24 protein-coding genes are annotated in these 23,045 nt (G+C 35.5%); 14 read left to right on the top strand and 10 right to left on the bottom strand.

What is annotated here, in order from left to right:
- The first annotated feature begins 39 nt into the window (after positions 1–39).
- The 3 genes from QSH13_RS07900 to QSH13_RS07890 all read left to right on the top strand — a co-directional run bounded on the left by QSH13_RS07900 (position 40) and on the right by QSH13_RS07890 (position 2,129).
- The gene (locus tag QSH13_RS07900; protein WP_109397641.1) at positions 40–477 is read left to right on the top strand and encodes a universal stress protein; all 438 of its coding nucleotides are present in this window, start codon (positions 40–42) and stop codon (positions 475–477) included.
- Between the two features lie 384 nt (positions 478–861).
- Positions 862–1,665: a threonine/serine exporter family protein gene (locus tag QSH13_RS07895; RefSeq protein WP_109397640.1), complete on the top strand. Its 804-nt coding sequence runs from the start codon at positions 862–864 to the stop codon at positions 1,663–1,665.
- Entirely contained in the window at positions 1,656–2,129 is a 474-nt protein-coding gene (locus QSH13_RS07890; RefSeq protein ID WP_109397639.1) for a threonine/serine exporter, read from the top strand. Before QSH13_RS07895 ends, QSH13_RS07890 begins: the two co-directional genes overlap by 10 nt.
- Before the next feature lie 4 nt (positions 2,130–2,133).
- Here QSH13_RS07890 and QSH13_RS07885 read toward each other — a convergent pair whose 3' ends face one another.
- Positions 2,134–2,316, bottom strand: a complete 183-nt coding sequence (locus QSH13_RS07885; RefSeq protein ID WP_036912881.1) for a hypothetical protein — start codon at positions 2,314–2,316, stop codon at positions 2,134–2,136.
- A 253-nt stretch (positions 2,317–2,569) separates the two neighbouring features.
- On the opposite strand from QSH13_RS07885, the gene QSH13_RS07880 reads away from it, so the two are divergent.
- A complete protein-coding gene (locus QSH13_RS07880; RefSeq protein WP_235376271.1) occupies positions 2,570–3,553 on the top strand; it encodes an endonuclease in 984 nt (327 codons plus the stop codon).
- A gap of 5 nt (positions 3,554–3,558) precedes the next feature.
- Here the strand turns inward: QSH13_RS07880 and QSH13_RS07875 are convergent, their stop codons facing one another.
- Positions 3,559–4,002: a methyltransferase family protein gene (locus tag QSH13_RS07875; protein WP_109397637.1), complete on the bottom strand. Its 444-nt coding sequence runs from the start codon at positions 4,000–4,002 to the stop codon at positions 3,559–3,561.
- A gap of 344 nt (positions 4,003–4,346) precedes the next feature.
- Between QSH13_RS07875 and phoH the strand changes: the two genes are divergently transcribed.
- The 6 genes from phoH to QSH13_RS07845 all read left to right on the top strand — a co-directional run bounded on the left by phoH (position 4,347) and on the right by QSH13_RS07845 (position 11,253).
- Entirely contained in the window at positions 4,347–5,132 is a 786-nt protein-coding gene (phoH, locus tag QSH13_RS07870) for a phosphate starvation-inducible protein PhoH (RefSeq protein WP_286039000.1), read from the top strand.
- 454 nt (positions 5,133–5,586) lie between these two features.
- Complete coding sequence (locus QSH13_RS07865) at positions 5,587–6,177, top strand: fimbrial protein (RefSeq protein WP_072064062.1); 591 nt, start codon at positions 5,587–5,589, stop codon at positions 6,175–6,177.
- A 45-nt stretch (positions 6,178–6,222) separates the two neighbouring features.
- Entirely contained in the window at positions 6,223–6,915 is a 693-nt protein-coding gene (locus tag QSH13_RS07860) for a fimbrial biogenesis chaperone (RefSeq protein ID WP_109397635.1), read from the top strand.
- A 13-nt stretch (positions 6,916–6,928) separates the two neighbouring features.
- The gene (locus QSH13_RS07855) at positions 6,929–9,442 is read left to right on the top strand and encodes a fimbria/pilus outer membrane usher protein (RefSeq protein WP_286039001.1); all 2,514 of its coding nucleotides are present in this window, start codon (positions 6,929–6,931) and stop codon (positions 9,440–9,442) included.
- Positions 9,443–9,453: 11 nt separating this feature from the next.
- Positions 9,454–10,533 carry a fimbrial protein gene (locus tag QSH13_RS07850; RefSeq protein WP_109397633.1) on the top strand — a complete coding sequence of 360 codons (1,080 nt, stop codon included), beginning with the start codon at positions 9,454–9,456 and terminating at the stop codon, positions 10,531–10,533.
- A gap of 12 nt (positions 10,534–10,545) precedes the next feature.
- Positions 10,546–11,253, top strand: coding sequence for a fimbrial biogenesis chaperone (locus tag QSH13_RS07845; protein ID WP_286039002.1), 708 nt, complete (start codon positions 10,546–10,548; stop codon positions 11,251–11,253).
- 88 nt (positions 11,254–11,341) lie between these two features.
- On the opposite strand, the gene QSH13_RS07840 is transcribed toward QSH13_RS07845, so the two are convergent.
- The 5 genes from QSH13_RS07840 to QSH13_RS07820 all read right to left on the bottom strand — a co-directional run bounded on the left by QSH13_RS07840 (position 11,342) and on the right by QSH13_RS07820 (position 16,096).
- Complete coding sequence (locus QSH13_RS07840; protein WP_109397631.1) at positions 11,342–12,205, bottom strand: siderophore-interacting protein; 864 nt, start codon at positions 12,203–12,205, stop codon at positions 11,342–11,344.
- Between the two features lie 369 nt (positions 12,206–12,574).
- A complete protein-coding gene (locus QSH13_RS07835; RefSeq protein ID WP_006536506.1) occupies positions 12,575–12,958 on the bottom strand; it encodes a DUF805 domain-containing protein in 384 nt (127 codons plus the stop codon).
- A gap of 664 nt (positions 12,959–13,622) precedes the next feature.
- Positions 13,623–13,784, bottom strand: a complete 162-nt coding sequence (locus QSH13_RS07830) for a DUF2474 domain-containing protein (protein WP_109397630.1) — start codon at positions 13,782–13,784, stop codon at positions 13,623–13,625.
- Positions 13,765–14,772, bottom strand: a complete 1,008-nt coding sequence (cydB, locus tag QSH13_RS07825) for a cytochrome d ubiquinol oxidase subunit II (protein WP_286039003.1) — start codon at positions 14,770–14,772, stop codon at positions 13,765–13,767. Before cydB ends, QSH13_RS07830 begins: the two co-directional genes overlap by 20 nt.
- The gene (locus QSH13_RS07820; protein ID WP_286039004.1) at positions 14,762–16,096 is read right to left on the bottom strand and encodes a cytochrome ubiquinol oxidase subunit I; all 1,335 of its coding nucleotides are present in this window, start codon (positions 16,094–16,096) and stop codon (positions 14,762–14,764) included. The genes cydB and QSH13_RS07820 overlap by 11 nt, the downstream gene beginning before the upstream one ends.
- A gap of 137 nt (positions 16,097–16,233) precedes the next feature.
- Here QSH13_RS07820 and QSH13_RS07815 point away from each other — a divergent pair, with 137 nt between their 5' ends.
- On the top strand, positions 16,234–17,649 hold the full coding sequence (locus tag QSH13_RS07815) for an aminotransferase-like domain-containing protein (RefSeq protein WP_109397627.1): 1,416 nt from the start codon (positions 16,234–16,236) through the stop codon (positions 17,647–17,649).
- Between the two features lie 114 nt (positions 17,650–17,763).
- Entirely contained in the window at positions 17,764–18,333 is a 570-nt protein-coding gene (locus QSH13_RS07810; protein WP_286039005.1) for a HutD/Ves family protein, read from the top strand.
- Positions 18,334–18,389: 56 nt separating this feature from the next.
- On the opposite strand, the gene QSH13_RS07805 is transcribed toward QSH13_RS07810, so the two are convergent.
- Entirely contained in the window at positions 18,390–19,001 is a 612-nt protein-coding gene (locus QSH13_RS07805; protein ID WP_072064053.1) for a LysE family translocator, read from the bottom strand.
- Between the two features lie 161 nt (positions 19,002–19,162).
- Here QSH13_RS07805 and QSH13_RS07800 point away from each other — a divergent pair, with 161 nt between their 5' ends.
- Positions 19,163–19,627, top strand: coding sequence for an Lrp/AsnC family transcriptional regulator (locus QSH13_RS07800; RefSeq protein ID WP_023582027.1), 465 nt, complete (start codon positions 19,163–19,165; stop codon positions 19,625–19,627).
- Between the two features lie 200 nt (positions 19,628–19,827).
- On the opposite strand, the gene bla is transcribed toward QSH13_RS07800, so the two are convergent.
- Positions 19,828–20,724 (bottom strand): class A beta-lactamase, encoded by an 897-nt coding sequence (gene bla, locus QSH13_RS07795; protein WP_109397625.1) that lies wholly within the window; start codon positions 20,722–20,724, stop codon positions 19,828–19,830.
- Between the two features lie 171 nt (positions 20,725–20,895).
- Between bla and QSH13_RS07790 the strand changes: the two genes are divergently transcribed.
- A complete protein-coding gene (locus QSH13_RS07790; protein WP_109406528.1) occupies positions 20,896–21,774 on the top strand; it encodes a LysR substrate-binding domain-containing protein in 879 nt (292 codons plus the stop codon).
- Between the two features lie 63 nt (positions 21,775–21,837).
- Here QSH13_RS07790 and lhgO read toward each other — a convergent pair whose 3' ends face one another.
- The gene (lhgO, locus tag QSH13_RS07785; protein ID WP_109397624.1) at positions 21,838–23,040 is read right to left on the bottom strand and encodes an L-2-hydroxyglutarate oxidase; all 1,203 of its coding nucleotides are present in this window, start codon (positions 23,038–23,040) and stop codon (positions 21,838–21,840) included.
- Positions 23,041–23,045 lie beyond the last annotated feature (5 nt).

The raw sequence follows: 23,045 nt of genomic DNA, 5'->3' as shown, positions 1-23,045 counted from the left end.
AATAATAAACAGACAATAATCTGATAATGAGGAGTTGCTATGTACAAGACAATTCTAGTACCTGTTGATATTTCAGAAGATGAGTTAACGACTAAAGCCTTACAACACGCTGTTTATATTGCCAAATTAGAAGGTGCGAAACTGCATCTTTTCCATGCTATTCCTGATATTTCACGTTTCTCTATTAGTTATAGTTACCATTATGACATGCTCAGTTCTTTTGCAAATAAAGCACTTGAGCGTGTACAAGAACAACTGCAAGAATTAGCTGATAGTATTGATTTGCCAAATGAACAAGTTGAATTTTCAGCTGTATTTGGTTCTGCTAGAGATAAGGTTTTAGAGCTTGCTGAAAAAATTCATGCTGATTTGATTGTAATAGGCTCTCGTCGCCCAAGTATTTCAACACACCTATTGGGATCAAATGCATCAGGTATTGTCGCTTATGCTAAGCAATCCGTGTTAGTCGTTCGCTAACATTTGTATAAAATTAGAAAATAGTATGCAACCCCTAGATCTCTATTTAGGGGTTTTTATTTTTTGGTTCAAGCCTTGTCATTTTAAATTGATTTGTGAATGTAATTGCTTAAATTAGTTTATAAAGCACTTGTATGCGTGTTTTTTATTAAACCAGTGATAGCCATTTGATTGAGCAAGCTAAAAATAAGAGAGCGTAATTTATCATGATACCGTGCTTCTTATGTCAATATTTATATCCATCCATCTATAAAATTGATCTGCTTACTGCCTAAAATATTTTATTTGTTCATAATAGAATTGAAAGATGATAGAACGAGGAGCGAGCTATACGATAAATTTTATAGTAGTAATAGCTCGTTTTGATTAAAACTAAGGCATAGTATGGATAATGAGATAATGGCAGAGTGCACTGCCATTTCACAAGATAAACAGCGTGAAATTACCAAGTTATGTATTCAAACTGCGTTGTTGCTATTGCAACATGGTGCAGAAAGTATGCTGGTTGAACAGCTTTCTACTCGCCTAGGTTTAGCTTTAGGTGTACATCAAGTCGAAAGTGCAATTTCTGCTAATGCGGTTGTATTAACCACGATTGTTAACGGGCATTGTCAAACATCAACACGAAAGATAGCCGACCGTGGCATTAATATGCATGTTGTGACAGAAGTTCAGCATATTGTTATTTTGGTTGAACATCATCTTGCAGATATTCATGAAGCAAGAAAACGATTTGAGCATATAAAACCATTACGTTATCCACGTTGGGCGATTATTTTTATGGTTGCCTTATCGTGTGGTTGTTTCTCTAAACTAAATGGTGGTAATTGGGATGGCTTTTTAGTTTCGACTATTGGTGGTGGCTTTGGTATGTTTGTCCGCCAAGTATTAACACATCGCCAAATGAATCCATTAATTAATTTCTGTATTACGGCATTTGTGGCGACTTCAGTCTCAGGTCTATTATTAAAACTCTCTTATTTTCAAGCTACGGCGACTATTTCAATGGCTGCTAGCGTCTTATTATTAGTTCCCGGATTTCCTTTAATTAATGCTGTTGCTGATATGTTTAAAGGGCACGTTAATACTGGTTTAGCGCGTTGGGCAATGGCAACAATGTTAACATTGGCAACCTGTTTAGGGGTTATTTTAGCCATGGCAGTATGGGGATTAAGAGATTGGGCATAATAACGATAATTCTTACCTTGATTGAAGATATGATTTTAGCAGCTATTCCTGCTGTGGGTTTTGCGATGGTGTTTAATGTGCCTATAAGAGCATTAAAATATTGCGCACTATTGGGAGCAATAGGCCATGGCTCTCGTACTCTATTAGTAATGAGTGGTATGAATATTGAGTGGGCAAGTTTTTGTGCTGCTATTTTAGTGGGATGCATTGGTATTCAGTGGTCACGCTGGTGGCTTGCACATCCTAAAGTCTTTACTGTTGCAGCTATTATTCCGATGTTTCCCGGAATAAATGCATATATAGCGATGATCTCGGTGGTGAAGTTAACGCAAATTGGTTATAGCGCAGAAATTTTTGAAGCTTTAGTTACGAATTTCCTTAAAGCTTCATTTATTGTCGGTGCGCTTTCTATCGGGCTATCTTTGCCGGGATTATGGTTATATCGCAAGCGTCCGAGTGTATAATGACTTACATCGCGTGTTGCAGAGAGTTTAATGTAATATCCAATTCATTTTTATCGGAAATAATAATTTGAATTCGTAATTTATTTTCAGATTCTAAACTGGCATGTGCTTTAACATCTTCGTTATTCGCATGCTTTTTTGTTATTTCGACTAATTCATCCATCAAATTCAGCATATTCTCATTCATTTTTAAGCTTCTCCAAATCATTGATGGATTAAACCATAGCAAATCCCTTTTACGTTAATGTCGAGAATAACGGCTTTTTCTATCACCATTCACGCTTATTGTTTTATTTTTTCTATAAAAAATAGCTAGAAAGATTGCCAAAAATAAATAAAAAAAAGGTAAGATTAGGCGAAATAAAAATAAGATTATCAGTTGGTTATTAAAGATAATTCTTATTGGGTTTAATAAAACAAAGAGTAAGGCAGATACCACTTTGAGAAAAATATTACACTATACCGCGGTTGTGTTGGGTTTGTTTTTTATTACGCTAAATATTCAAGCACAGGCACCTGAAAATTTTACAAAAGCGAAAGAGATAGCAAAAGAACGTATTTATTATGATCAAAATCAAAAGTCACAAGGTACTATTTATTGTGGTTGTGATTGGAAATGGGTAGGTAAATCTGGAGGGCGTGTTGATTTAGCCAGTTGTGGCTATAAAGTCAGAACCCAGCAAACAAGAGCGGAACGTATAGAGTGGGAGCACATTGTACCTGCATGGGTTTTTGGGCATCAACGTCAATGTTGGCAAAATGGAGGCAGAACTAATTGTGTGAAAAATGATCCTATATTTGGCAAAATTGAAGCTGATTTACACAATTTAGCACCATCTATTGGTGAAGTTAATGGTGACCGTAGCAATTTTAGTTTTGGCCAATTACCTGTACAAGCGCCTTACCAATATGGTCAATGCCGTAGTCGCGTTGATTTTGCTTCACGGACTTTTGAACCTCGTAATGAAGTTAAAGGCCAAGTAGCAAGGGTGTATTTCTACTTACATGATCGCTATAACCTTTCTATGTCTCGTCAGCAACAACAGTTATTAATGGCTTGGGATAAAGCTTATCCACCAACAGCATGGGAAAAAGAGCGTGATAATCGTATTGCTCATATTGTTGGATATCATAATCCCTTTGTAACAGGTGAAATGAAATGGCAGTTAGGGCATAAAAATAGTGGTATCGGATTAGCTGCAACAAATAGTACGCAGACCACTAAAGCTAAAACTGAAACAGTTAAACCCGTAGATACATCACAATCTCAAGATATTAAAGGTAATGTAAATAGCAAGATCTACCATTTTGCACATTGCTCTGGTTATAAAACAATGTCAGATAAAAATGCGGTTTTGTTTAAAACAGAGAGGGAAGCTATTAAGGCCGGTTACCGTTTAGCTAATAACTGTAAACAGCCCTAATCGTACTACATCCAACGACGAACGTGGCGACAATATTGTTGCCACGCTTGTGGAAATAACTCACTTAAAATTTTCTCTTCACGTACTATCGTATAGCGATCAGTAATAAAATAAAACGCAATTGCAGCCCCCAAAAATCCCCAATTACCAAAAATAAAAAACAACCCAATACTAATATCTAAAAAACCGAGATACATAGGATTGCGACTTATTTTATATGGGCCACTTGTCACTAATTGTCGAGGTGTGTGATTGGGATTAGGAGACGTTTTTTGTTTAATAAAAAATGAGAGGCAGTAAAAAAGCCAAATCCCAGAAGTCGTAATGGTAAGCAAACCAAGGTAAAAAAAGAAGCCCATTTTGATAGAGCCAGAGTGAAGTTCAAAACCAATAAATGGAATTAGGTTAAGTAGTAACCAATAAATAAAAGGTAATCGCAAGAAATTCATTTACTCCCCCTAAAATAACACTTATTTTTTTGTTAAGTCCATCTGGTTATAAATCATCTCAGTGTTGAAAATATTTTTCTTTTGTCATTATACTGTCATAAAGCTTCGCTAATTTTCACTCTAACTCCATGATGGGGAATATGAATGACAGAAGCAATGGAAATATCTCATTACTCACAGAAAACCGGCAACAACCGTTCATTGATGTTTAATGTTCAGGATTGTGACCGGTTTTTTTGTTTTCCGCGACTAAACAGAGTCTGAAGGGGACTCATCGGTAAGTGAATGAAATACAAACAGAGATGTCGATGACTTTTTGAAGACTAACAAGGGTAAATACCACTATGAGTAGACAAAAAGCAGCAACACGTTTACGCCGAGAAAATAAACGCACTTCACGTAAAGAACAACGTAATGGGGCATACCGAGATAATGTTATGGTTTTACCGGGATTTGGAGATATTGATACTATTGGTATGGCGAGAGAAAAACGTGATGAACGTGTGTTATCTCCTCGCAATGAAGTGCAACGCCAATATATGAATGCAATAAAACATCAGAATCTTATTTTTGCCACAGGGGAAGCCGGCTGCGGTAAAACGTTCCTTAGTGCTGCAATGGCTGCTGATGCTTTAATTAATAAAGAAATAGAACGTATCATTGTTACTCGACCTGTGTTGCAGGCTGATGAAGATCTCGGCTTCTTACCTGGTGATATTGCTGAAAAGTTTGCACCCTATTTTCGTCCTGTTTACGACGTATTAGTTAAACGTTTAGGTGCGTCATTTTTACAATATTGTCTACGGTCTGAAATCGGTAAAGTCGAAATTGCGCCTTTTGCTTATATGCGAGGTCGTACTTTTGAAAATGCATTTGTTATTTTAGATGAAGCACAGAATGTTACGGTAAATCAAATGAAGTTATTTCTAACCAGAATGGGCGAAAATGTCACTGTTGTGGTTAATGGTGATATTACACAGTGTGATTTACCTGCTAGCGTACCTTCTGGATTAGCGGATGCACTTATTCGATTTGAGGCGAATAATCGAGTGGGGGTGATTAAATTTATGCAAGAAGATTGTGTACGCTCTACATTATGCCAGCATGTATTAGCTGCTTATAATAATTAAATAGAACAGAAGAGTTTTTATATAGAGCGATAAAGGCCACATTAATATGTGGCCTTTATCATTATTTTTTAGGTTTTGTTTTTATCTATTTTTATTAATCAAGGAATAATTAATTCAAATAAATAATTCCAATGATGTTTTTTAGTATCTTTTTTCGATTTATTGTTAATAAATTAATTGTTATTGTTTTTATATTTATTGTTTTTTGAGTTTATAGTATGTCAATTTAGTGATGAAATGAAAATTCAATGTTTTATATGTTGGTAAAGAGTAGTTGTTAATTATATTTGACTTAAATCACAATTTTTAAAAAATAAAAAAATTTATTTGTTGAGTTTTTAAAGTATGGCTAATATCAAATTGACTAGGGTATCCTTTCACACCTTTAGTTAATGATGGCAATAATAGAATCTTATTTTTGCTAATTAAATATTTATCTATTCTGGAGTTATATATGTTTAAAAATAAACTCCCACTGTCATTATTATCAGTGGCTATATTGTCGTCGTCGGCATTTGCTGCAACAAATAGCGCTGGGGGAATAATTTCTTTCTCTGGTGCTATTAGTGATACCACTTGTACTATTAATGGAGGAAATAGTGCGGACTTTTCTATTCTATTAGATCCTATTACCGTAACGGATGCAGGAACAACAGCAAATACTGTTATTGCCAAAAATCAAAAAGAGTTTGCTTTGACATTCTCTGATTGCGCTCCAGCATCTACACCAAGTGGCAGTAATTTAAAGATACATTTCTCATCTGCAAATACTATTTCAACAAGTGGATTATATTTAGTTAATGATACTGCAAATGAAAATGATCCATTAGTTGCAAAGAATGTTGGCTTTAGTTTATCAACACCTGCTGCGCCAACAGTTGCTATACCTCTAAATGCAACTTTTGATACAGGTATTAAAGGCGATAAAACGGCGCCAGATTCAGATACTCTACGCTTAATTGCCAGTTACTATAAAACAAATGCAACCGCAGCTAAAACAGGACCCGTACACTCTAACGTTATTTATACAGTATCTTATTTATAATATAAAAAGCCAGACTCATGGGTCTGGCTTTTTTGGGTGCTTATAATGAAAAAATTAATATTACTTTTAATTATCTTGATATTACCTTCGGCTGTATTAGCAAACATTATTATTAATGGTACCCGCGTTCTTTACTATGAAGGTGTTGATAGTGTTAATATCGAATTGACAAATAATGGTGATTTAGCTTCTTTGGTACAAAGTTGGATAGATGATGGAAATATAAATTCAACGCCTGAAGATGCGAATTCTCCTTTTTATTTATATCCGCCGATTGTAAAAATTGCAGGAAGGCAAGGGCAAACATTAAGAATAAAAAATTCCGATAAGATACCATCGGAAAATCTTGAAAAAGTATATTATTTAAATGTATTAGATATTCCAGAAAATGTGGAAGCATTAAAAGGAAAGAGTTATCTTCAATTAGCAATGAAAACAAGAATTAAAGTTTTTTATCGCCCTAAAGGACTTACTGATAACCCAGAGACTGTTAATGAAAAAATCACTTACCAATTAAATGGTAATAAAGTTCTAGTAAAAAATAACTCACAGTATCATTTCACAATAGCATCTATTTCTACACAAGAAACACCTCGTATTACGCTTGTTGATTCTGAAATGATCCCACCGTTATCTTCTCGTGAGTTACCATTAATTAATACATTAAAAAGTAATTCCGTTGTTGTTATTTATGTTGATGATTTTGGTGTTTATAAATCACAGAATATTAAACTCTAATCGAGATAACATCGTGAATAATCCAAGATATCTCTCAATCCTTATTTTTTTAGGAATACAACATTACACTCAGAATCTGTACGCAGAGGGATTTGATACCTCTTTGCTTGTTGGGAATTCAAAGAATGGAGATATTTCACGATTTTATATTGATGATAAAATTCCTGAAGGAAAACAACTTGTTGATGTTTATGTTAATCAAGAATGGAAAGGGCAATTTGAAATAAATGTAATGGGTGAACATGCAGAGATTAGTTTTGAGCCAGTAGATGTAAATAAATTGGGCTTAAATTTATCTTTATCCGCAAAACAAAAACTGGCGCAACAAAAGACAATATTATCAAATGAATTGGCAAAAGGGGTAACATCGGTATTAGATATAAACAAATTAAGACTTGATATTAATGCTCCCCAAATTTCGGTGAAAAAATCAGAAGTTGGGTATGTTGATCCGAGTTATTGGCAACAAGGTATTTCTGCCCTGATTTTGTCTTATAATTTAAATTACTATAACTATAAAGAAAAAAAAGGAAGTAAAAGTAATAACGAAAATTTTTTTGCCAATATTCATTCAGGTATTAATTTAGGTGCGTGGCAGTTTAGAGATGAGTCTAACTACTCTTATTATTCTCATGGTAACAGCCAATGGAAAAACAATACACGCTATGTTTATAAGGCGTTTAGTCAGATAACTTCTGGATTAACAATTGGTGATTTTTATACGCCAGCAACACTTTTTACTAGCATTTCATTTAGAGGAGCATCGTTGGCAACAGAAATGGGAATGCTACCTAACTCAAGTCAAGGTTTTGCTCCTATTATTCGAGGTGTTGCACAAACAAACGCATTAGTTAGTGTTTATCAAAATGAAAATCTAGTTTTTCAAGAAAATGTACCTCCGGGCGAGTTTTCTTTTCGAGATATTCAACCCACAGCCGGTGGTGGTGATCTATTAGTGGTTGTTCAAGAAGCAGATGGTAGAAGAGAGTCATTTACGGTGCCATTTTCAGCCGTGCCCGACATGCTAAAAGAAGGTGTATATCGCTATAACGTGATACTGGGGGAGTCACGGATTAATAATACTGATTACCGACCTAAATTTGCACAAGGTGAGTTTCATTATGGCTTAAGTAACCTTGTTACACTTTATGCTGGAGGCATTGCCAGTGAAGATTATTACTCTGCGTTGATAGGTAGTGGTTGGAATTTTAGATTTGGGGCAATTTCAGCAGATATAACACATGCAAGCGCAGATTTACAGTCGGGTAAAAAAACCGGACAAAGCTTTCGTCTCGCTTATAGTAAATATATGGATGCAACATTAACCAATTTAACATTGGCTGCTTATCGTTATTCTACTCGTGATTATTATAGCTTTGTAGATTCAATTTATGCCCATGACAACTATAAAGCTTGGAAAGATTATCAAAATAATATTGTTCAACAACAAAATAATAATAATGCAATATCTGATCTTGATTTATCAACGTTTGATGCACTACGAGGTTCTAGAGCAAAAAATACGTTTACTATAAATCTTAATCAATATTTGGGTGGGCAGCGTGGTGTTGTTTTTCTTTCAGGGACACATCGAAACTATTGGAATACGGATGAGAGTAATCGCGAGTATCAGTTAGGCTATTCAAATAATTATAAAGATATTGCATATAATCTTTCTGTCTCAAAGTTAAGAAATTACGATAATCAAGAAGAGACTCGTTATTATTTTAATATTAGTGTGCCGATTTCATTTTTTGATAAAAGAGCCAATATTAATACTTCAATTTATGCGGCTGATTCACGTTACCAGCAATCTACAATTAGTATGAGTGGAACAGCAGGTAAAGATGATCTAGTTAATTATACTTTAACAGGTTCAAATCAAACAGGTGGAAATAATTTAGTCGGCGCAAATGTCAGTTATCGTCATCCATATAGCACATTATCGGCATCTTATACGGAAGCAAATAATTATCGCCAGGGAGGATTAGGTGCTCGAGGAACAGTTGTTGCCGTACCTAATCATATTGTTTTTTCAGGTAATACAGGGAATACCTATACTCTTATCGAAGCACCTATGGCCAATAATATGATGGTTAATGGAAATAAAGCCACATTAACTAATAATCAAGGGATAGTATTAGTGCCTAATAGTATCCCTTATCGTACAAATAATTATACTTTAACAAATACAGAAATGCCTTCAAATGCCGAGCTCGTTGGAAATACAACTCAGGTTGCTCCGTATTTAGGCGCAGTTAATTACCTCACATTAACAACGGATAAACGTAAGACATTTATTATTAAAGCATCTTTAGAAAATAATGAAAGTTTACCTTTCGGTACAGAAGTTTTAAATAGTAAAAAAGAGAGTATTGGTTATGTCGGACAATCAAGTGTGCTTTATTTAAAAAGTGATGAGTTACCTTCTTCACTCTTTATAAAATTAAATAAAGCTGAAAAGATGGAATGTGTTGTGGAGCATTTAATAAATACGATGGATAAAAATAGTAATATTTGTCGATAAAGGAAAGCGCTATGAAATCACCAGCTTTTATATTTATAATTTTATTAGGTGCGATAAGCCAACAGGCAATTGCTAATTGTAAACCTGAGGAAACTATTACGGCACCCAATATTAACTTTGATTTATCTACAGATTTAAATGCAACTTCAACAACTGTAACAAAAACGAGTAGAACAATATTTCCGGGTACCTTTAAATGTAATGCAAGAGGAGTATTATTTCCTAATACTGTGGGTATTGCCTCACCTTTTAATGATGGTCGAACGGGAACAATTGGTTTTAATGGTGGGAAACAGTTTGTCTCTATTACATTAACAGCATTAGAAAAAGATAATGTAACGAATATTTCAGCGGGAACACACCCTGCATCAGATTTAGATACTAATTTCACCTTAAAATTTACGCTATTGAGTAGTAAACCCTCGACCAATTATAAAGAGGTGAGTGGAAGTACAGCTATTGTTAATCCTGTTATTTTAGCGTCAGATGCATCGAATGTTGGATTAGTTCAGTGGTTACTTAATATTGTTATTAAACTTGTGCAATTCTTATTAACGTGGCAATGGCCAGTTGATCAAAATGATATTTTTTTACAACCAATGCTAATTACTTATAATCCTGTCATGACAACCTGTAATTTTTCTAATGCGGGTTTAGTTGTTTCATTGCCATTAATCAGTGTAAAAGATGCAAAAACGGTAGATAAAGCAGGATACACGCCTTTTACATTAAATTTTACGTGCCAAGACTTTTTAAGTGGTTCAAAAGCGTCTAGAAATATTAAGATGTTTTTATCAAGCCAAAGTTTATTGGCGACAGACAAAACTATATTAACTAATACAACAGCGCAAGGTGCTGGGGGGATCGGATTGCGTGTAGTAAAAAGCGATAATATCAATAGCCCCGTTATTTTTTCTGACAATATTAATTCTCAAGGCAGTGCGACCAGTATTTTCAGTGTTAATCAAGGTAACAACTTATCCTCTGCATTTTCGATAAATATGGGGGCTTATTATTATCCTTATAGTATTAATTCAGTTACTCAAGGGAAAATAACAAGTACTGCCACATTAGTGATGTCTTATGACTAAAGAGTGTATCTAATGAAAAAAATAATAAATGTTAGTTTTATTTTATTATTTATGCTTATAACATCCATAGCAAAGGCAAGTGTGGTACTTGAGCGTACACGTCTAATTTTTCCCATGGACAAATCAACACTATCATTGCAAATTTTTAATCACAGTGAACAGCCAACATTAGTTCAATCTTGGATAGATGATGGTGATATTTCATCAACGCCTGAGACGACAACAGCACCTTTTATTGTAATTCCTCCTATAATGAAAGTTTCAGCTAATGGGGGAGTACAATTAAAAATACAACAATTAGAAAATAAATTGCCTCAAGATAGAGAATCTATTTTTTATCTTAATGTGCTTGATATTCCACCTAAACCTGACAGTAGCGAAAATGCAAATACGTTACAATTAGCATTACAAACTCGCATTAAGCTTTTCTATCGCCCTAAACAACTCGAATTAACGAGTAGCACTATTTTTAAACAGATTGAGATTATAAAGAAACAGCAGAATTTAGAGATTAATAATCCTTCAGCTTATTTTTTTACGATTTCAAAAATGTATACACAAGAGAATATAGAGCAATCTTTAATTCAGACCACCATGATAGCACCTTTCTCAAAACAGGAAGTCGAATATAAAGGGCGAATTGATACTAACCAAGTTATTACAGTTATCTATATAGATGATGATGGAAATTATCAGCAAGATAAGAAGAATATACATTAGTTATATTTTTATAATAAAAAAGGCTGCATATTACTGAAGGAGTTAATATGCAGCCCGTACAGCCAACGCTTAGTCTTTAATTTATCACTTAGCTTACGTCTTCGTTATCCATCACATGGTGACGTTCAGCGTGATAGCCTTCTTCGTCATAACCAAAACGCCAATAGGGAATAGCATAAATTAAGCTACGATCGAAACCGTTATCACGGCGAATATGGCGTCTTAATGCACGAATGATTTTGTCTTCACCAGCAATCCAAAATGCCACATCTTCAGTTGGTAATTTCCACGACGTAAATTCATTAATCAAGTTTTGAGTTTGTTCTTCAACAGAACCGATTAACCAGATTATCTCTAAGCCATTAGGACGTTTAATTTCTTGGCGATGCGCTTCGTCCTCTACTCGTATAATGACTTTCCCTTGAACATTAGGTTGCATGGTTTCTATCAAAGCCATTAAAGCAGGTAAAGAACTTGGATCAGCTGCCATATAGTAATGTGACGCTGGTGCTAATAAAGGATCAGGTCCCCCCGGATTAGTGATCCCAATATAGTCTCCTTGCTTAGCATTTAGTGCAAAATGAATAGCAGGGCCAGCATCGTCATGTATTGCAAATTCAATATCTAACTCTTTTTGTTCGGGTCGAATAGCACGAACACTGTAAGTACGTACAATCGATCTTGGTTCACCTTCAGGCCATGTAGGGCCTTTCTCAGAAAAGCCTGGCACTGTTGGTTTAACTTGGCCTTCTAAAGGTAGGAATATTTTTAAATGTGCCCCCGCAGTATCTGCGGGATAAGTATCTAAATCATCACTCGTAAAGGTGATACAACGCATTCCTGGTGTAACATCAGTAATACGCTTTACTTGAACTAGGCGAGGAGGAGCGGGTTTATAAATATTTTTTTCTTGAGATATTTTTGGGTTACTCACTTTTTTTACCTGACTCATTTAATTTTTTTATTGACGTAGATATTATCATTTTCAATTAATAATGATAGTCATTATCAACACTAATGTCTATTTAGTAAAGGAATGTGTATTTTTTATTTATATAGTGTGATTAGGTTCAAATTAAAAATAAAAACATAATAATCAATATGATAAGTATGATTGGGTAACGTTGGGGCTTTAGTTAAAAAAAGTCAGAGATCAATAAAAATACGAAAATACAATGTGGGATTAGATGGGCTGGTGTTATTTTCTTTAAAGCAAGGATGTTTTCAGATAGTCGTAATAATGGTAGGAAAATCAATTAATACAGTGAGTATACTTGATCTAGTTACACTCACTGTATTGTCATATTCATTCAGTAATAGATTAAGCTTTAGGATCTGGGCCGAATCTGTTGTCACCTTTAGTACCTTCAAGGCACATAAAGACGAAAACAATTAATCCACCAACAGCAGGAATAAATGCAAGTAAGAACATCCAACCTGATTTATCTTGGTCGTGGAAGCGACGAATAGTCACTGCAAGGCTAGGGATAATAATAGCTAAAGAGTAAATACCTAAAATGATACCAACAATTGAACCTAATCCACTCATTTCACCCGTATTCATGTCTATTGATGAAATCACAATAGCATATAGGATGGTAATAATAATGGTATTTACTAGAGTAAACATCCAATATTCTTTTCTGCGAGCACGTCCTGAAAAGTTAGCATAATTATTTTTAATGACTTCCAAATACCAATTCATGATTTCATCCTTAATTTAGTAGCAACAATGAGTAAGCCTAGTGTAAGTGATCTTTCTTAGCAATTAAGATAAATCTAAATTATCAAAATATGTATTTTGAACAGACATCATCCATTATCCATCCTTTTTAATAGGGAGTGGATTTAATTCTTGAATTAATCATATGGCATATCTAAATGACACATTTGGTGTGTCTTTATAAAATAATACAGATATGAACCTGCTAGGCGGCGATATCATAATTACTTTGGAAACTTAATTCAACATTCATTCCAGCTTATTTCTAGAGGAGATAGTTTTTTACAGGATTGTTTATATCTTTATTTATCGAAATAAACACATAAAAAAGATTTTATCTCTTATTATTAATCAAAAATGATGTATTTAAAGTGATTTTATCAAGGAGTTTGATTTAAATTTAGTTAATTATGGATAAATAAAAATATTTGCTTTTGTGTTTTATGTTTATAACAAAGCAATTTATATAAAATTAGTTACTAAAAGAGTATTTAATAAGAATAGGTTAAGTTTTAATGACATTAAAGAGTCGTTCACTATCTTAAATAAAGATAAAAGGGCTGAAGATAACTCCAGCCCTTTCTTTACTTTTATTTTATAGTTTATCGTATTCGGTGTTAATTATCTTGCTGTATATACTTTACCTTTACTTGACTTTCATTCCGGCTAACGTCATTAAAAACCGAAAGAAGGAAGAAACAGCGAATAAGGCTAAAACACTACAAAACCAAATAGTAATTAACCATCCCCATTTTTTTAATAATGAGGGTTTACTTTGTATTTGTGGATCAGTGATAACCTTCTTCATAATTTGTTTTTCCTCTGAAAACGTAATAACTCCAGAATGTGTAAACGAGAATAATAGGAATGATAAACAGTGCACCAACTAGCATAAATCCTTGGCTTTCTGGTGGAGCCGATGCGTCTACAAAACTAATTGCAGGTGGAATAATGTTAGGCCAAATGCTTATCCCTAACCCGGAAAAACCCAAGAAAATTAAAGCTAGCGCACCAAAAAAAGGCAGGTAATGTCCTTGTTTTTTCACTGAACGCAAAATTAACCAAGTACTGTACAACACTAAAACAGGAACGGGTAAAAAGAAGAACAGGTTTGGTAATGTGAACCAACGTTCTGCAATTGAAGGTTGTGCTAATGGTGTCCATACACTGACGGTTGCAATAACGGCAAGCATCATGAGAGTAAGAGAGGAAGCAACCTTATATAGATTTTGTTGTAGATGGCCTTCAGTTTTCATAATCAGCCAGCCACATCCTAATAATGAATAGGCAATAATTAGCCCAAACCCACAAAAGAGTGGAAAAGGAGATAACCAATCAAAATAGCTACCCGCAAAGGCGCGGTTAATAACCGGTAAACCTTGAACAACGCTACCAACAACAACACCTTGCATAAAGGTGGCTAAGATAGAGCCAAAGATAAATGATTTATCCCAAAACCCTTTATGATTGTTGTCAGCTTTAAAACGAAATTCAAAAGCGACACCACGGAAAATTAGTGCAACAAGCATTAATGTTAAAGGCATTGATAAAGCATCAAGAATAACTGCATAAGCTAATGGGAAGGCGCCAAATAAAGCTGCACCGCCTAGAACTAACCATGTTTCGTTACCATCCCATACAGGGGCAACGGTATTCATCATTAAGTCACGATCTTGGTCACTTTTAATAAATGGATAAAGCATACCGATGCCAAGATCGAAACCATCCATCACGATATACATTAGCGTACTAAATACGATAATGATGAACCAAATAACTGGTAAATCAATTCCCATGATGAACCTCCGGTGTACCTTTGCGGATCAGTTTTAACATATAGGCATATCCAATACCGAATACAGAGCTATAAACGACCAAGAAGATCAGCAAGCTTATACTCATATGCATTTCACCATGTGCAGATACGGCATCTCTTGTCCGTTGTATGCCATAAACAACCCAAGGTTGACGTCCTACTTCTGTTGTAAACCAACCGGCAAGAATAGCGATAAGTCCTGAAGGCGCCATTAAAAACGTTAAGCGTAAGAAAGTTTTAGATTCATAAAGTTTCTTTTTATATCGTAGCCAAGTTCCCCAAACACCGATGAAAATCATTAATATGCCAAGGCCAACCATAATGCGGAAAGACCAGAAAATGATAAGTGAGTTAGGTCGATCTTCTTTAGGAAACTCTTTTAATGCTGGAACTTGTTTGTCTAAGCTATGAGTTAAGATCATGCTACCAAGATAAGGAATTTCTATCTTATATTTTGTTTCTTCGGCATCCATATCAGGTATACCAAAGAGAATTAATGGTGTTGCTTCTCCTCGTTTATTTTCCCAATGACCTTCAATCGCGGCTATTTTCGCGGGTTGATGTTTTAACGTATTTAACCCATGGACATCGCCAATGAGAGCTTGAATAGGCGCTAAAATTAAAATCATCCATAAAGACATTGAAAGCATCTTTTTCATGGCTGATGTTTTATGGCCTTTGAGTAGATGCCATGAGGCAGATGCAGCAATAAAGAAGGCGGAAGCAAGGAAAGCTGCGACCCCCATATGAGCAAGGCGATAAGGGAACGATGGATTGAAAATAACAGCTATCCAATCTATTGGAACAACTTGGTTATTTATAATTTCAAATCCTTGTGGTGTTTGCATCCAGCTATTTGAAGCCAAGATCCAAAACGTAGACATTAATGTACCTAATGCCACCATACAGGTTGCAAAAAAATGAAGTTTTTCACCAACTTTATTCCAGCCAAACAACATCACACCTAAGAAACCGGCTTCTAAAAAGAAAGCGGTAAGCACTTCATAAGTGAGTAGAGGGCCTGTAATTGAGCCCGCAAAATCAGAGAAAAAACTCCAGTTGGTTCCAAATTGATAGGCCATGACTAAACCAGATACAACGCCCATCGCAAAGTTAACTGCGAATATTTTTGACCAAAAATGAAATAGCGCTAAATAATCCTTATTGCGCGTTTTTAACCATAAACCTTCCAATACAGCTAAAAAACTAGCCAGTCCGATAGTAATTGCGGGGAAGATAATATGGAAAGAAACGGTGAACGCAAACTGGATACGCGCCAAATCAAAGGCACTTAATCCAAGCATAAAAAACCTCGTTTTATTGATATAAAAATGTAAATTGCAGGTAAATCGTGTGGATTAGTAGACCATATGACAGTAAGCTATAATAGTGACAATAAGTTTAAAAATGACTATAACAGTTTTGAGGTAAACAGTTTTATATGACTCGATATGAACAGCTTGCAGCGCAAATACGCCAACAAATTGAAGATAATATTTGGCAATCTGGCGACCGTTTACCTTCATTGCGGGATACGGTGAAACAGTCAGGTTTAAGTTTAATGACGGTTTTACAATCGTATCAGCTATTAGAAAGCCAAGGATGGATAGCTGCGCGACCACAATCAGGTTATTACGTTGCACATCGTAACAACCGCTTTGGTCAAGTGACAGCTAGCAAAGGGTTACATATGAGTGAAAATGTTGAAATAAGCACCTCTATTTTCAATGTACTTCAAGCGTGTAAAGATCCTGCTATTATTCCTTTTGGTTCCGCTTTCCCCGATCCCAGCTTATTTATTCAGCCTAAATTAAGTAGGGCGTTAGCTTCTGCTGCAAGACATTTAGCGCCCCAAAGTTCAGTGATTAATCTACCTCCGGGAAATGAAAAGTTACGCCGTAACATTGCACAACGCTATGCATTACAAGGCATTCATGTCTCTCCAGATGAAATTGTCATTACGGCTGGTGCAATGGAATCACTAAGTTTTAGCTTGCAAGCTGTTACTGAACCGGGTGATTGGGTTGTGATTGAATCACCTGCATTTTATGGTGCATTACAAGCAATAGAGCGTTTACGATTAAAAGCGATTGCCATTAGAACAGATCCAGTAACAGGAATTTGTTTAGATGAACTCGAAAAAGTGGTTGAGCAATACGAAATTAAAGCCTGTTGGTTGATGAGCCATTGTCAAAATCCGTTAGGTGGAACAATGCCTGATGAAAATAAAATAAGGCTGGTGGACATATTAACGAAGAAACAGATAACGCTAATCGAAGATGATGTTTATGGTGAACTCTATAACAGCCAGAAAGCACCTATGCCAGTAAAAGGTTTTGATAAAACAAATAGCGTTTTACATTGCGCTTCTTTTTCTAAATGTCTTGCGCCGGGATTTCGTGTGGGTTGGGTTGCTGCTGGAAAACACGCAACAAAAATACAGCAGTTGCAAATGATGAGTACAGTATCTGCGAGTATGCCAACACAACAAGCTATTGCCGATTATTTGTCACAAGGTGGTTATGATACGCATCTTCGCCGATTAAGATTATTATTAGAACAAAGACGTTATCGCATGTTACAGGCAATACAAACATATTTACCAGAAGATGTAAAAGTGAATATTCCATCAGGAGGATACTTTCTTTGGTTAGAGTTTGAATCAACATTTGATGCGAATAAACTCTATCACTTTGCATTAGAAAGAGGAGTCAGTATTGCTCCAGGTTCAATGTTTTCCACTAGCTCCCAATTTGATCATGCATTTCGTTTAAACTCTTCTTTTCAATGGAATAGTCGTACTGAAAAAGGAATGGAAATAATTGGTGAAGGGTGCAAGAAATTACGACGTAAATAGCTGACGTCAGTGCACACTTTTAAAAGTTAACTATTGATTTATTGGCGGTAATCTCCAATGATTAATCCTTAACCTCATTATCAGACTGATAGCCAGATATTGCAGGAGGATACAATGAAGCTACGTTGTTTTGATCAACAAGAGTTACCGTTTATATCATGGAATAATCAAAAAGGCACAACGCAAGAAATTGTGTGCTGGCCAGTTAATAATGATTTTTCATGGCGAGCGTGTTTAACCTCTATCGAAGAAAATAGCTCATTAGGACAGTTTCCTGACATTGAACGGCAAATAGTGTTGTTAGAAGGTAATGGTATCAATTTAATTAGTCCAGATTTTCTTAGTCATTCTGTTACAGATGCTTATCAGCCTTTTGATTTTTCAGGTGATATCTATGTTAAATCTGAGCTTATTAAAGGCGGCGTAAAGTGCCTAAATATTATGGTGCGACAAACATGCTGGAAAGCAGAGACGACCTTAGTAACACAACCGCTTATTTTGCCTAGCTCTCATGCAGGGTTAATTTATGTCACTCAAGGTGAATGGACTTTACTAGGCGCGACTTGCCAAAGTTTATCGAAAGGACAGGGGGCTTGGTGGCTACCTGATATTCGAGAAGGTGAAATAAAGCCGTTAACCGCAAATTGCCAATTATTATGGTCAGATATTCGACCACTTAAATAGAGGCATTCTTGTGGTCAAATACTGACTAGAATAATAAATAGTGCTTAGGATTAAGGCTAATTTAAAGCCAAATTAATTGCCGCAAAAGTGAGTAATCCACCTGCAATACCATCGTTATAGCGACGACGTTTTTCACTTAAACCGCCTTTTAAGCCAATATAAGCAAAAAAGGTGCCGAGTAGACCATAAATAATTAAACAAGTCGTGATAAATATCCCAGATAACAGCAATGATTGTGTTGCGATATCATTATGATGATCAATAAAGTTTGGTAAAATAGCCAGATAAACTAATAGCCCTTTAGGATTAAGAAAACTAGTTAAAAAACCTTTACGAAATAAGTGTGAGGTTTTTGAGGCATCGAGAGCTAATTGGCCTTTTTTGCAGGCGGATATCAACATTTTGACTGCAAGATAACTGATATAAAACACACCAACCCATTTAAGTAAATGAAATAAAATGGGGGATGCTGATACTAAGGCGGCAAGCCCTAATGCGCTCAATAATGCATGAGTTAAATAGCCTGATATAACGCCAGTGTTGGCAATCCATGCTGATTTCATACCCCCGGATAGTCCTTGGGAGGAGATAAAAAGAATATCGGGCCCAGGTGTACATATCAGCGGTAGAACAGTCAGTGCAAATAATAATAAAGTGTTAAATTCCATCTTTTCACCTGACAGAGATAGTTTAAGAGGAAGATCGTTTTTGCTGTGAAATTTAGCGGAAAGATTATATGATGTTTTCGAAAAAATCGGGTTGCTTTGTTGCTAACAAAAAGAATTAATTGGCAATAAAATTCCACAAATAGAATTAAGGTTAATCTTTGATGTCAATAAAATTAGATAAAATAGATAAACATATTTTGCAGGTGCTTCAGCGTGATGGCAAAATCCAGAACATTGAGCTGGCAAAAGAGGTTGGACTCTCACCTTCTCCTTGTCTTCGTCGTGTGCGTTTACTCGAAGAATCGGGTGTGATCACTCGTTATGTTGCTGTATTAGATGGTAGTAAGGTTGATGCGGGATTATCTTTATTTGCAAGAATTTGGTTTAGAGCACAAGATGCTGAAACTATTGAAGAATTTGTAAAGGCTATCAAGGTATTACCTGAAGTGGTTGAGTGCCATTTAATGGCGGGTGAATGCGATGCTCTTATTCGAATAGTGACGAAAGATTTAGCAACATATCGTCGTTTTCATGCCGATTATTTAACGCAAATTCCAAGCATCCAAAGTATAAAAACAGAAGTACCAATGGAAACGGTAAAAGTGAGTTTTGCTTTACCACTTTAATTTTCTAATCATCTAGGTTTAGTTGATTTTTAATCATCACATAATATGTTAGTAGAGAAAGCCTCTAGTTAATTTAACGGAGGCTTTTTTATAACTACTTTTTTGTAACGATAAGTTAAATTATCCCGCTTTAATAATGGAGCTAATAAATAGCTTTATTATTATATTTAATTTCTTATTTAGATTATCAATAAAGAAATTTATTTTGATTGAGATGAATTGGCAAACTCTTTTGTGACAATTTCAGCAGCTTTAGCAATAATATCTTTACGGTTTTTTGCATCTTTTTCTTGTTGTGTAAAATAAACGACTAAAATTAATGGTGCATGGTTTTCTGGCCAAATAACGGCAATATCGTTAGTCGTACCATAATCACCACTGCCGGTTTTATCGCCAACAATCCAATGTTTTGGTAAACCCGCTTTAATACTGTGATCACCTGTTGTATTACCCTTTAACCAAGTAACAAGTTGTTGACGTTGAGATAGACCTAATGCGTCACCTAATGTCAATGCCTGAAGGCTTTTAGCCATGGCAATTGGAGACGTCGTATCACGAGGATCACCATGAATTGCTGTATTTAATTCAGGCTCTTTACGATCTAGACGATAAGTTACATCATTAATTGAACGTGCAAATTGAGTGACTTTGGTTGGACCACCTAAATAATCTAATATTTTATTCATGGCTGTATTATCGCTATATTGCAATGTAGCCGCACTTAATTGAGCTAAAGACATTCCTGTTACTAAATGCTTTTCTGTAATAGGACTGTAAGCAACTAAGTCAGATTTTTTAATCGTAATGTTCTTATCTAATAATCCCGCTTGTTTTTCACTCTCTTTTAAAACAGCCGCAACAGCCATAACTTTACTTGTACTTGCCATCGCAAAACGTTCTTCACCACGGTATGTTATTTGTGAGTTATCTTCCGTGTTGATTAAAGCCACCCCTAAACGACCTTGACTGTATTTTTCAAGCTCACTTAATTGCGCTTCAATTGTATTATTGGTGTTAGCCCATAGAGTGGGGGATGCCAATAGAGATATTAATGAAACTGCGATCGCAGCAGTTTGGCGAAATGTTTTTTTAAACATAGTTATTGTTGCTCATATTAATTTAATGAAGAAAATATCAATATAAATAGACAGTTATTGCGTAGATATAGAGCCGTTTATTTATACGGTGCAATATCCTATTTAATTGATTTATTGACAATCGATAATAAATCACCTTAGCTTATAGAAAATCTAATGACTAAGCGTACTATGCGAACTCATCTCCCCCTAAATGCATTACGTGCATTTGAAGCTTCAGCAAGACATCTTAATTTTACCAAAGCGGCATTAGAGCTGTATGTCACTCAAGGGGCTGTTAGCCAACAAGTGAGGATGTTAGAAGATCGACTTGGTGTTACTCTTTTTAAGCGGTTACCTCGAGGCTTAGAAATGACGGATGACGCGCAGATCTTATTTTCTGTATTAACAACAGCTTTTAGTGATATTGAGCGTGTATTTAAACAATTTGAACGCGGTGAATATCGAGATGTGGTTTCCATTGCGGCTGTCGGCACATTCGCTGTGGGATGGTTGTTACCCAGATTGACTGAATTCAGGCAACTCTATCCAAGAATAGAAGTAAATTTGAGAACCAATAATAATGTGGTTAATTTAGCTACCGAAGGATTGGATTTTGCTATTCGATTTGGTGAGGGGTTATGGCCATTGACACATAATAAGGCACTATTTCCTGCACCATTGACGGTGTTATGTTCATCAGATACAGCGAAGCGTTTACAACATCCGACTGACTTAATAAATGAAAATTTATATCGCTCATATCGAGAAGATGAGTGGTTAAAATGGTTTGAAAAAGCAGAAATATCACCGATAAAAATAACGGGTTCTATTTTTGACTCTTCACGTTTAATGATTGAAAGTGCAATTTATGAAGGGGGAGTTGCATTAGCTCCAGCAAAAATGTTTTCAAGAGAAATTAAGAATGGACAGTTAGTACAGCCCTTTAAAATAGAAGTTGAATTAGGAAAATATTGGCTAACATATTTAAAGTCAAAGCCAATGACTGCATCAATGGAAATATTTCAGCAGTGGCTAATAAATGAAGCGCTAAAAGAGTGTTGTGAGTGATATAAAAAGCACTGATGAGTTTCAGTGCTATTTATTATTTTTACTCGCAGTATCTTCTTTCAATTATAAAGAAAAATGCTCTTTTACTATTTCTCGGCCTATTTCAATAGACGCCGTTGCAGCAGGTGATGGGGCATTACAAACGTGTAGTGAGCGTTTGCCTTTTACAAAGTGGAAATCATCTACTAATTTCCCTTCACGAGTTAACGCTTGTGCTCGAACACCCGCAGGGCCTGGATGAATATCTGCTTCACGTAAATCAGGAATGAGTTTTTGTGCATTTGCCGTAAATAGTTTTCGTGAATATGAGCGACGAAGCTCTGCCATTCCTTCACCTAAATAATTTCCAGCAATTTTCCAAAATCCTTTATAAGTGAGCACTTCAGCAAGATCTTTTAAATTAATATCGCTTTTTTTATAGCCTTCACGTTTAAATGCCAATACCGCATTAGGCCCCACATCGCGATGTCCGTTATACATGCGCGTAAAATGTACACCTAAGAAGGGAAAATCAGGGTTAGGTACAGGGTAGATAAGATGGTTTACTAAGTAGTTTTTATTACTATTAAGCATAAAGTATTCACCACGGAATGGGACTATTTTCATACCTGTGTCATAGCCTGCCATTTTAGCAATACGATCGCTAAATAAGCCGGCGCAGTTAATCAACCATTTGCTTGTAAATTGATTATTGGATGTTGTGATGGTGACAGTATCATCGGTTTCATTAATGGCTGTAACCGCTTGTCCAAACGCAAATTTTCCACCTCGTGATTGAATAATTTCAACATGTTTCGCCGCAATTTCAGGGTAATTTACAATACCTGCATCCGGAACTAATAGAGCTGCAATACCATTGACATAAGGCTCTCTGACTTTAAGCTCAGCTTCCGTCATTTTGATCACTTCAAGCCCATTTTCGATGCCACGTTGATAGATATTTTCTAATGCTTTTAACTCTGCTTCATTGGTAGCAACAATAACTTTGCCACAACGGTCATAATAGAGATTATGTTGTTGGCAAAACGCATATGTCGTAATATTGCCTTGTTTTGCTAACCTTGCTTTAAGGCTTCCTGGCGTGTAATAAATTCCTGAATGAACAACATTACTGTTATGCCCACTTTGGTGAACAGCAGGGCCTGATTCTTTATCAATCACCAGTAATTTAAGTTCAGGTTGGCTTTCTTGTAATGCACTGGCAACGCCTAATCCGACTAATCCTGCACCGATGATAATAACGTCATAAGTCATAATATTATCCATTTTAC

This window comes from Proteus faecis, from assembly GCF_030286765.1.
Classification (GTDB): Bacteria; Pseudomonadota; Gammaproteobacteria; order Enterobacterales; family Enterobacteriaceae; genus Proteus; species Proteus faecis.
The sequence above is the reverse complement of the archived record's forward strand: the minus strand, read 5'-3'. Positions and strand labels throughout refer to the sequence as shown.

What these genes read in the sequence shown, in the direction of transcription:
- QSH13_RS07875 (WP_109397637.1), bottom strand. Translation starts at nt 4,002, where the DNA reads ATGAATTTCTTGCGATTACCTTTTATTTATTGGTTACTACTTAACCTA.
- QSH13_RS07810 (WP_286039005.1), top strand. Translation starts at nt 17,764, where the DNA reads ATGAAGCTACGTTGTTTTGATCAACAAGAGTTACCGTTTATATCATGG.
- QSH13_RS07790 (WP_109406528.1), top strand. Translation starts at nt 20,896, where the DNA reads ATGCGAACTCATCTCCCCCTAAATGCATTACGTGCATTTGAAGCTTCA.
- QSH13_RS07800 (WP_023582027.1), top strand. Translation starts at nt 19,163, where the DNA reads ATGTCAATAAAATTAGATAAAATAGATAAACATATTTTGCAGGTGCTT.
- phoH (WP_286039000.1), top strand. Translation starts at nt 4,347, where the DNA reads ATGAGTAGACAAAAAGCAGCAACACGTTTACGCCGAGAAAATAAACGC.
- cydB (WP_286039003.1), bottom strand. Translation starts at nt 14,772, where the DNA reads ATGGGAATTGATTTACCAGTTATTTGGTTCATCATTATCGTATTTAGT.
- lhgO (WP_109397624.1), bottom strand. Translation starts at nt 23,040, where the DNA reads ATGGATAATATTATGACTTATGACGTTATTATCATCGGTGCAGGATTA.
- QSH13_RS07805 (WP_072064053.1), bottom strand. Translation starts at nt 19,001, where the DNA reads ATGGAATTTAACACTTTATTATTATTTGCACTGACTGTTCTACCGCTG.
- bla (WP_109397625.1), bottom strand. Translation starts at nt 20,724, where the DNA reads ATGTTTAAAAAAACATTTCGCCAAACTGCTGCGATCGCAGTTTCATTA.
- QSH13_RS07895 (WP_109397640.1), top strand. Translation starts at nt 862, where the DNA reads ATGGATAATGAGATAATGGCAGAGTGCACTGCCATTTCACAAGATAAA.
- QSH13_RS07865 (WP_072064062.1), top strand. Translation starts at nt 5,587, where the DNA reads ATGTTTAAAAATAAACTCCCACTGTCATTATTATCAGTGGCTATATTG.
- QSH13_RS07860 (WP_109397635.1), top strand. Translation starts at nt 6,223, where the DNA reads ATGAAAAAATTAATATTACTTTTAATTATCTTGATATTACCTTCGGCT.
- QSH13_RS07830 (WP_109397630.1), bottom strand. Translation starts at nt 13,784, where the DNA reads ATGAAGAAGGTTATCACTGATCCACAAATACAAAGTAAACCCTCATTA.
- QSH13_RS07840 (WP_109397631.1), bottom strand. Translation starts at nt 12,205, where the DNA reads ATGAGTCAGGTAAAAAAAGTGAGTAACCCAAAAATATCTCAAGAAAAA.
- QSH13_RS07845 (WP_286039002.1), top strand. Translation starts at nt 10,546, where the DNA reads ATGAAAAAAATAATAAATGTTAGTTTTATTTTATTATTTATGCTTATA.
- QSH13_RS07815 (WP_109397627.1), top strand. Translation starts at nt 16,234, where the DNA reads ATGACTCGATATGAACAGCTTGCAGCGCAAATACGCCAACAAATTGAA.
- QSH13_RS07835 (WP_006536506.1), bottom strand. Translation starts at nt 12,958, where the DNA reads ATGAATTGGTATTTGGAAGTCATTAAAAATAATTATGCTAACTTTTCA.
- QSH13_RS07885 (WP_036912881.1), bottom strand. Translation starts at nt 2,316, where the DNA reads ATGAATGAGAATATGCTGAATTTGATGGATGAATTAGTCGAAATAACA.
- QSH13_RS07820 (WP_286039004.1), bottom strand. Translation starts at nt 16,096, where the DNA reads ATGCTTGGATTAAGTGCCTTTGATTTGGCGCGTATCCAGTTTGCGTTC.
- QSH13_RS07900 (WP_109397641.1), top strand. Translation starts at nt 40, where the DNA reads ATGTACAAGACAATTCTAGTACCTGTTGATATTTCAGAAGATGAGTTA.
- QSH13_RS07850 (WP_109397633.1), top strand. Translation starts at nt 9,454, where the DNA reads ATGAAATCACCAGCTTTTATATTTATAATTTTATTAGGTGCGATAAGC.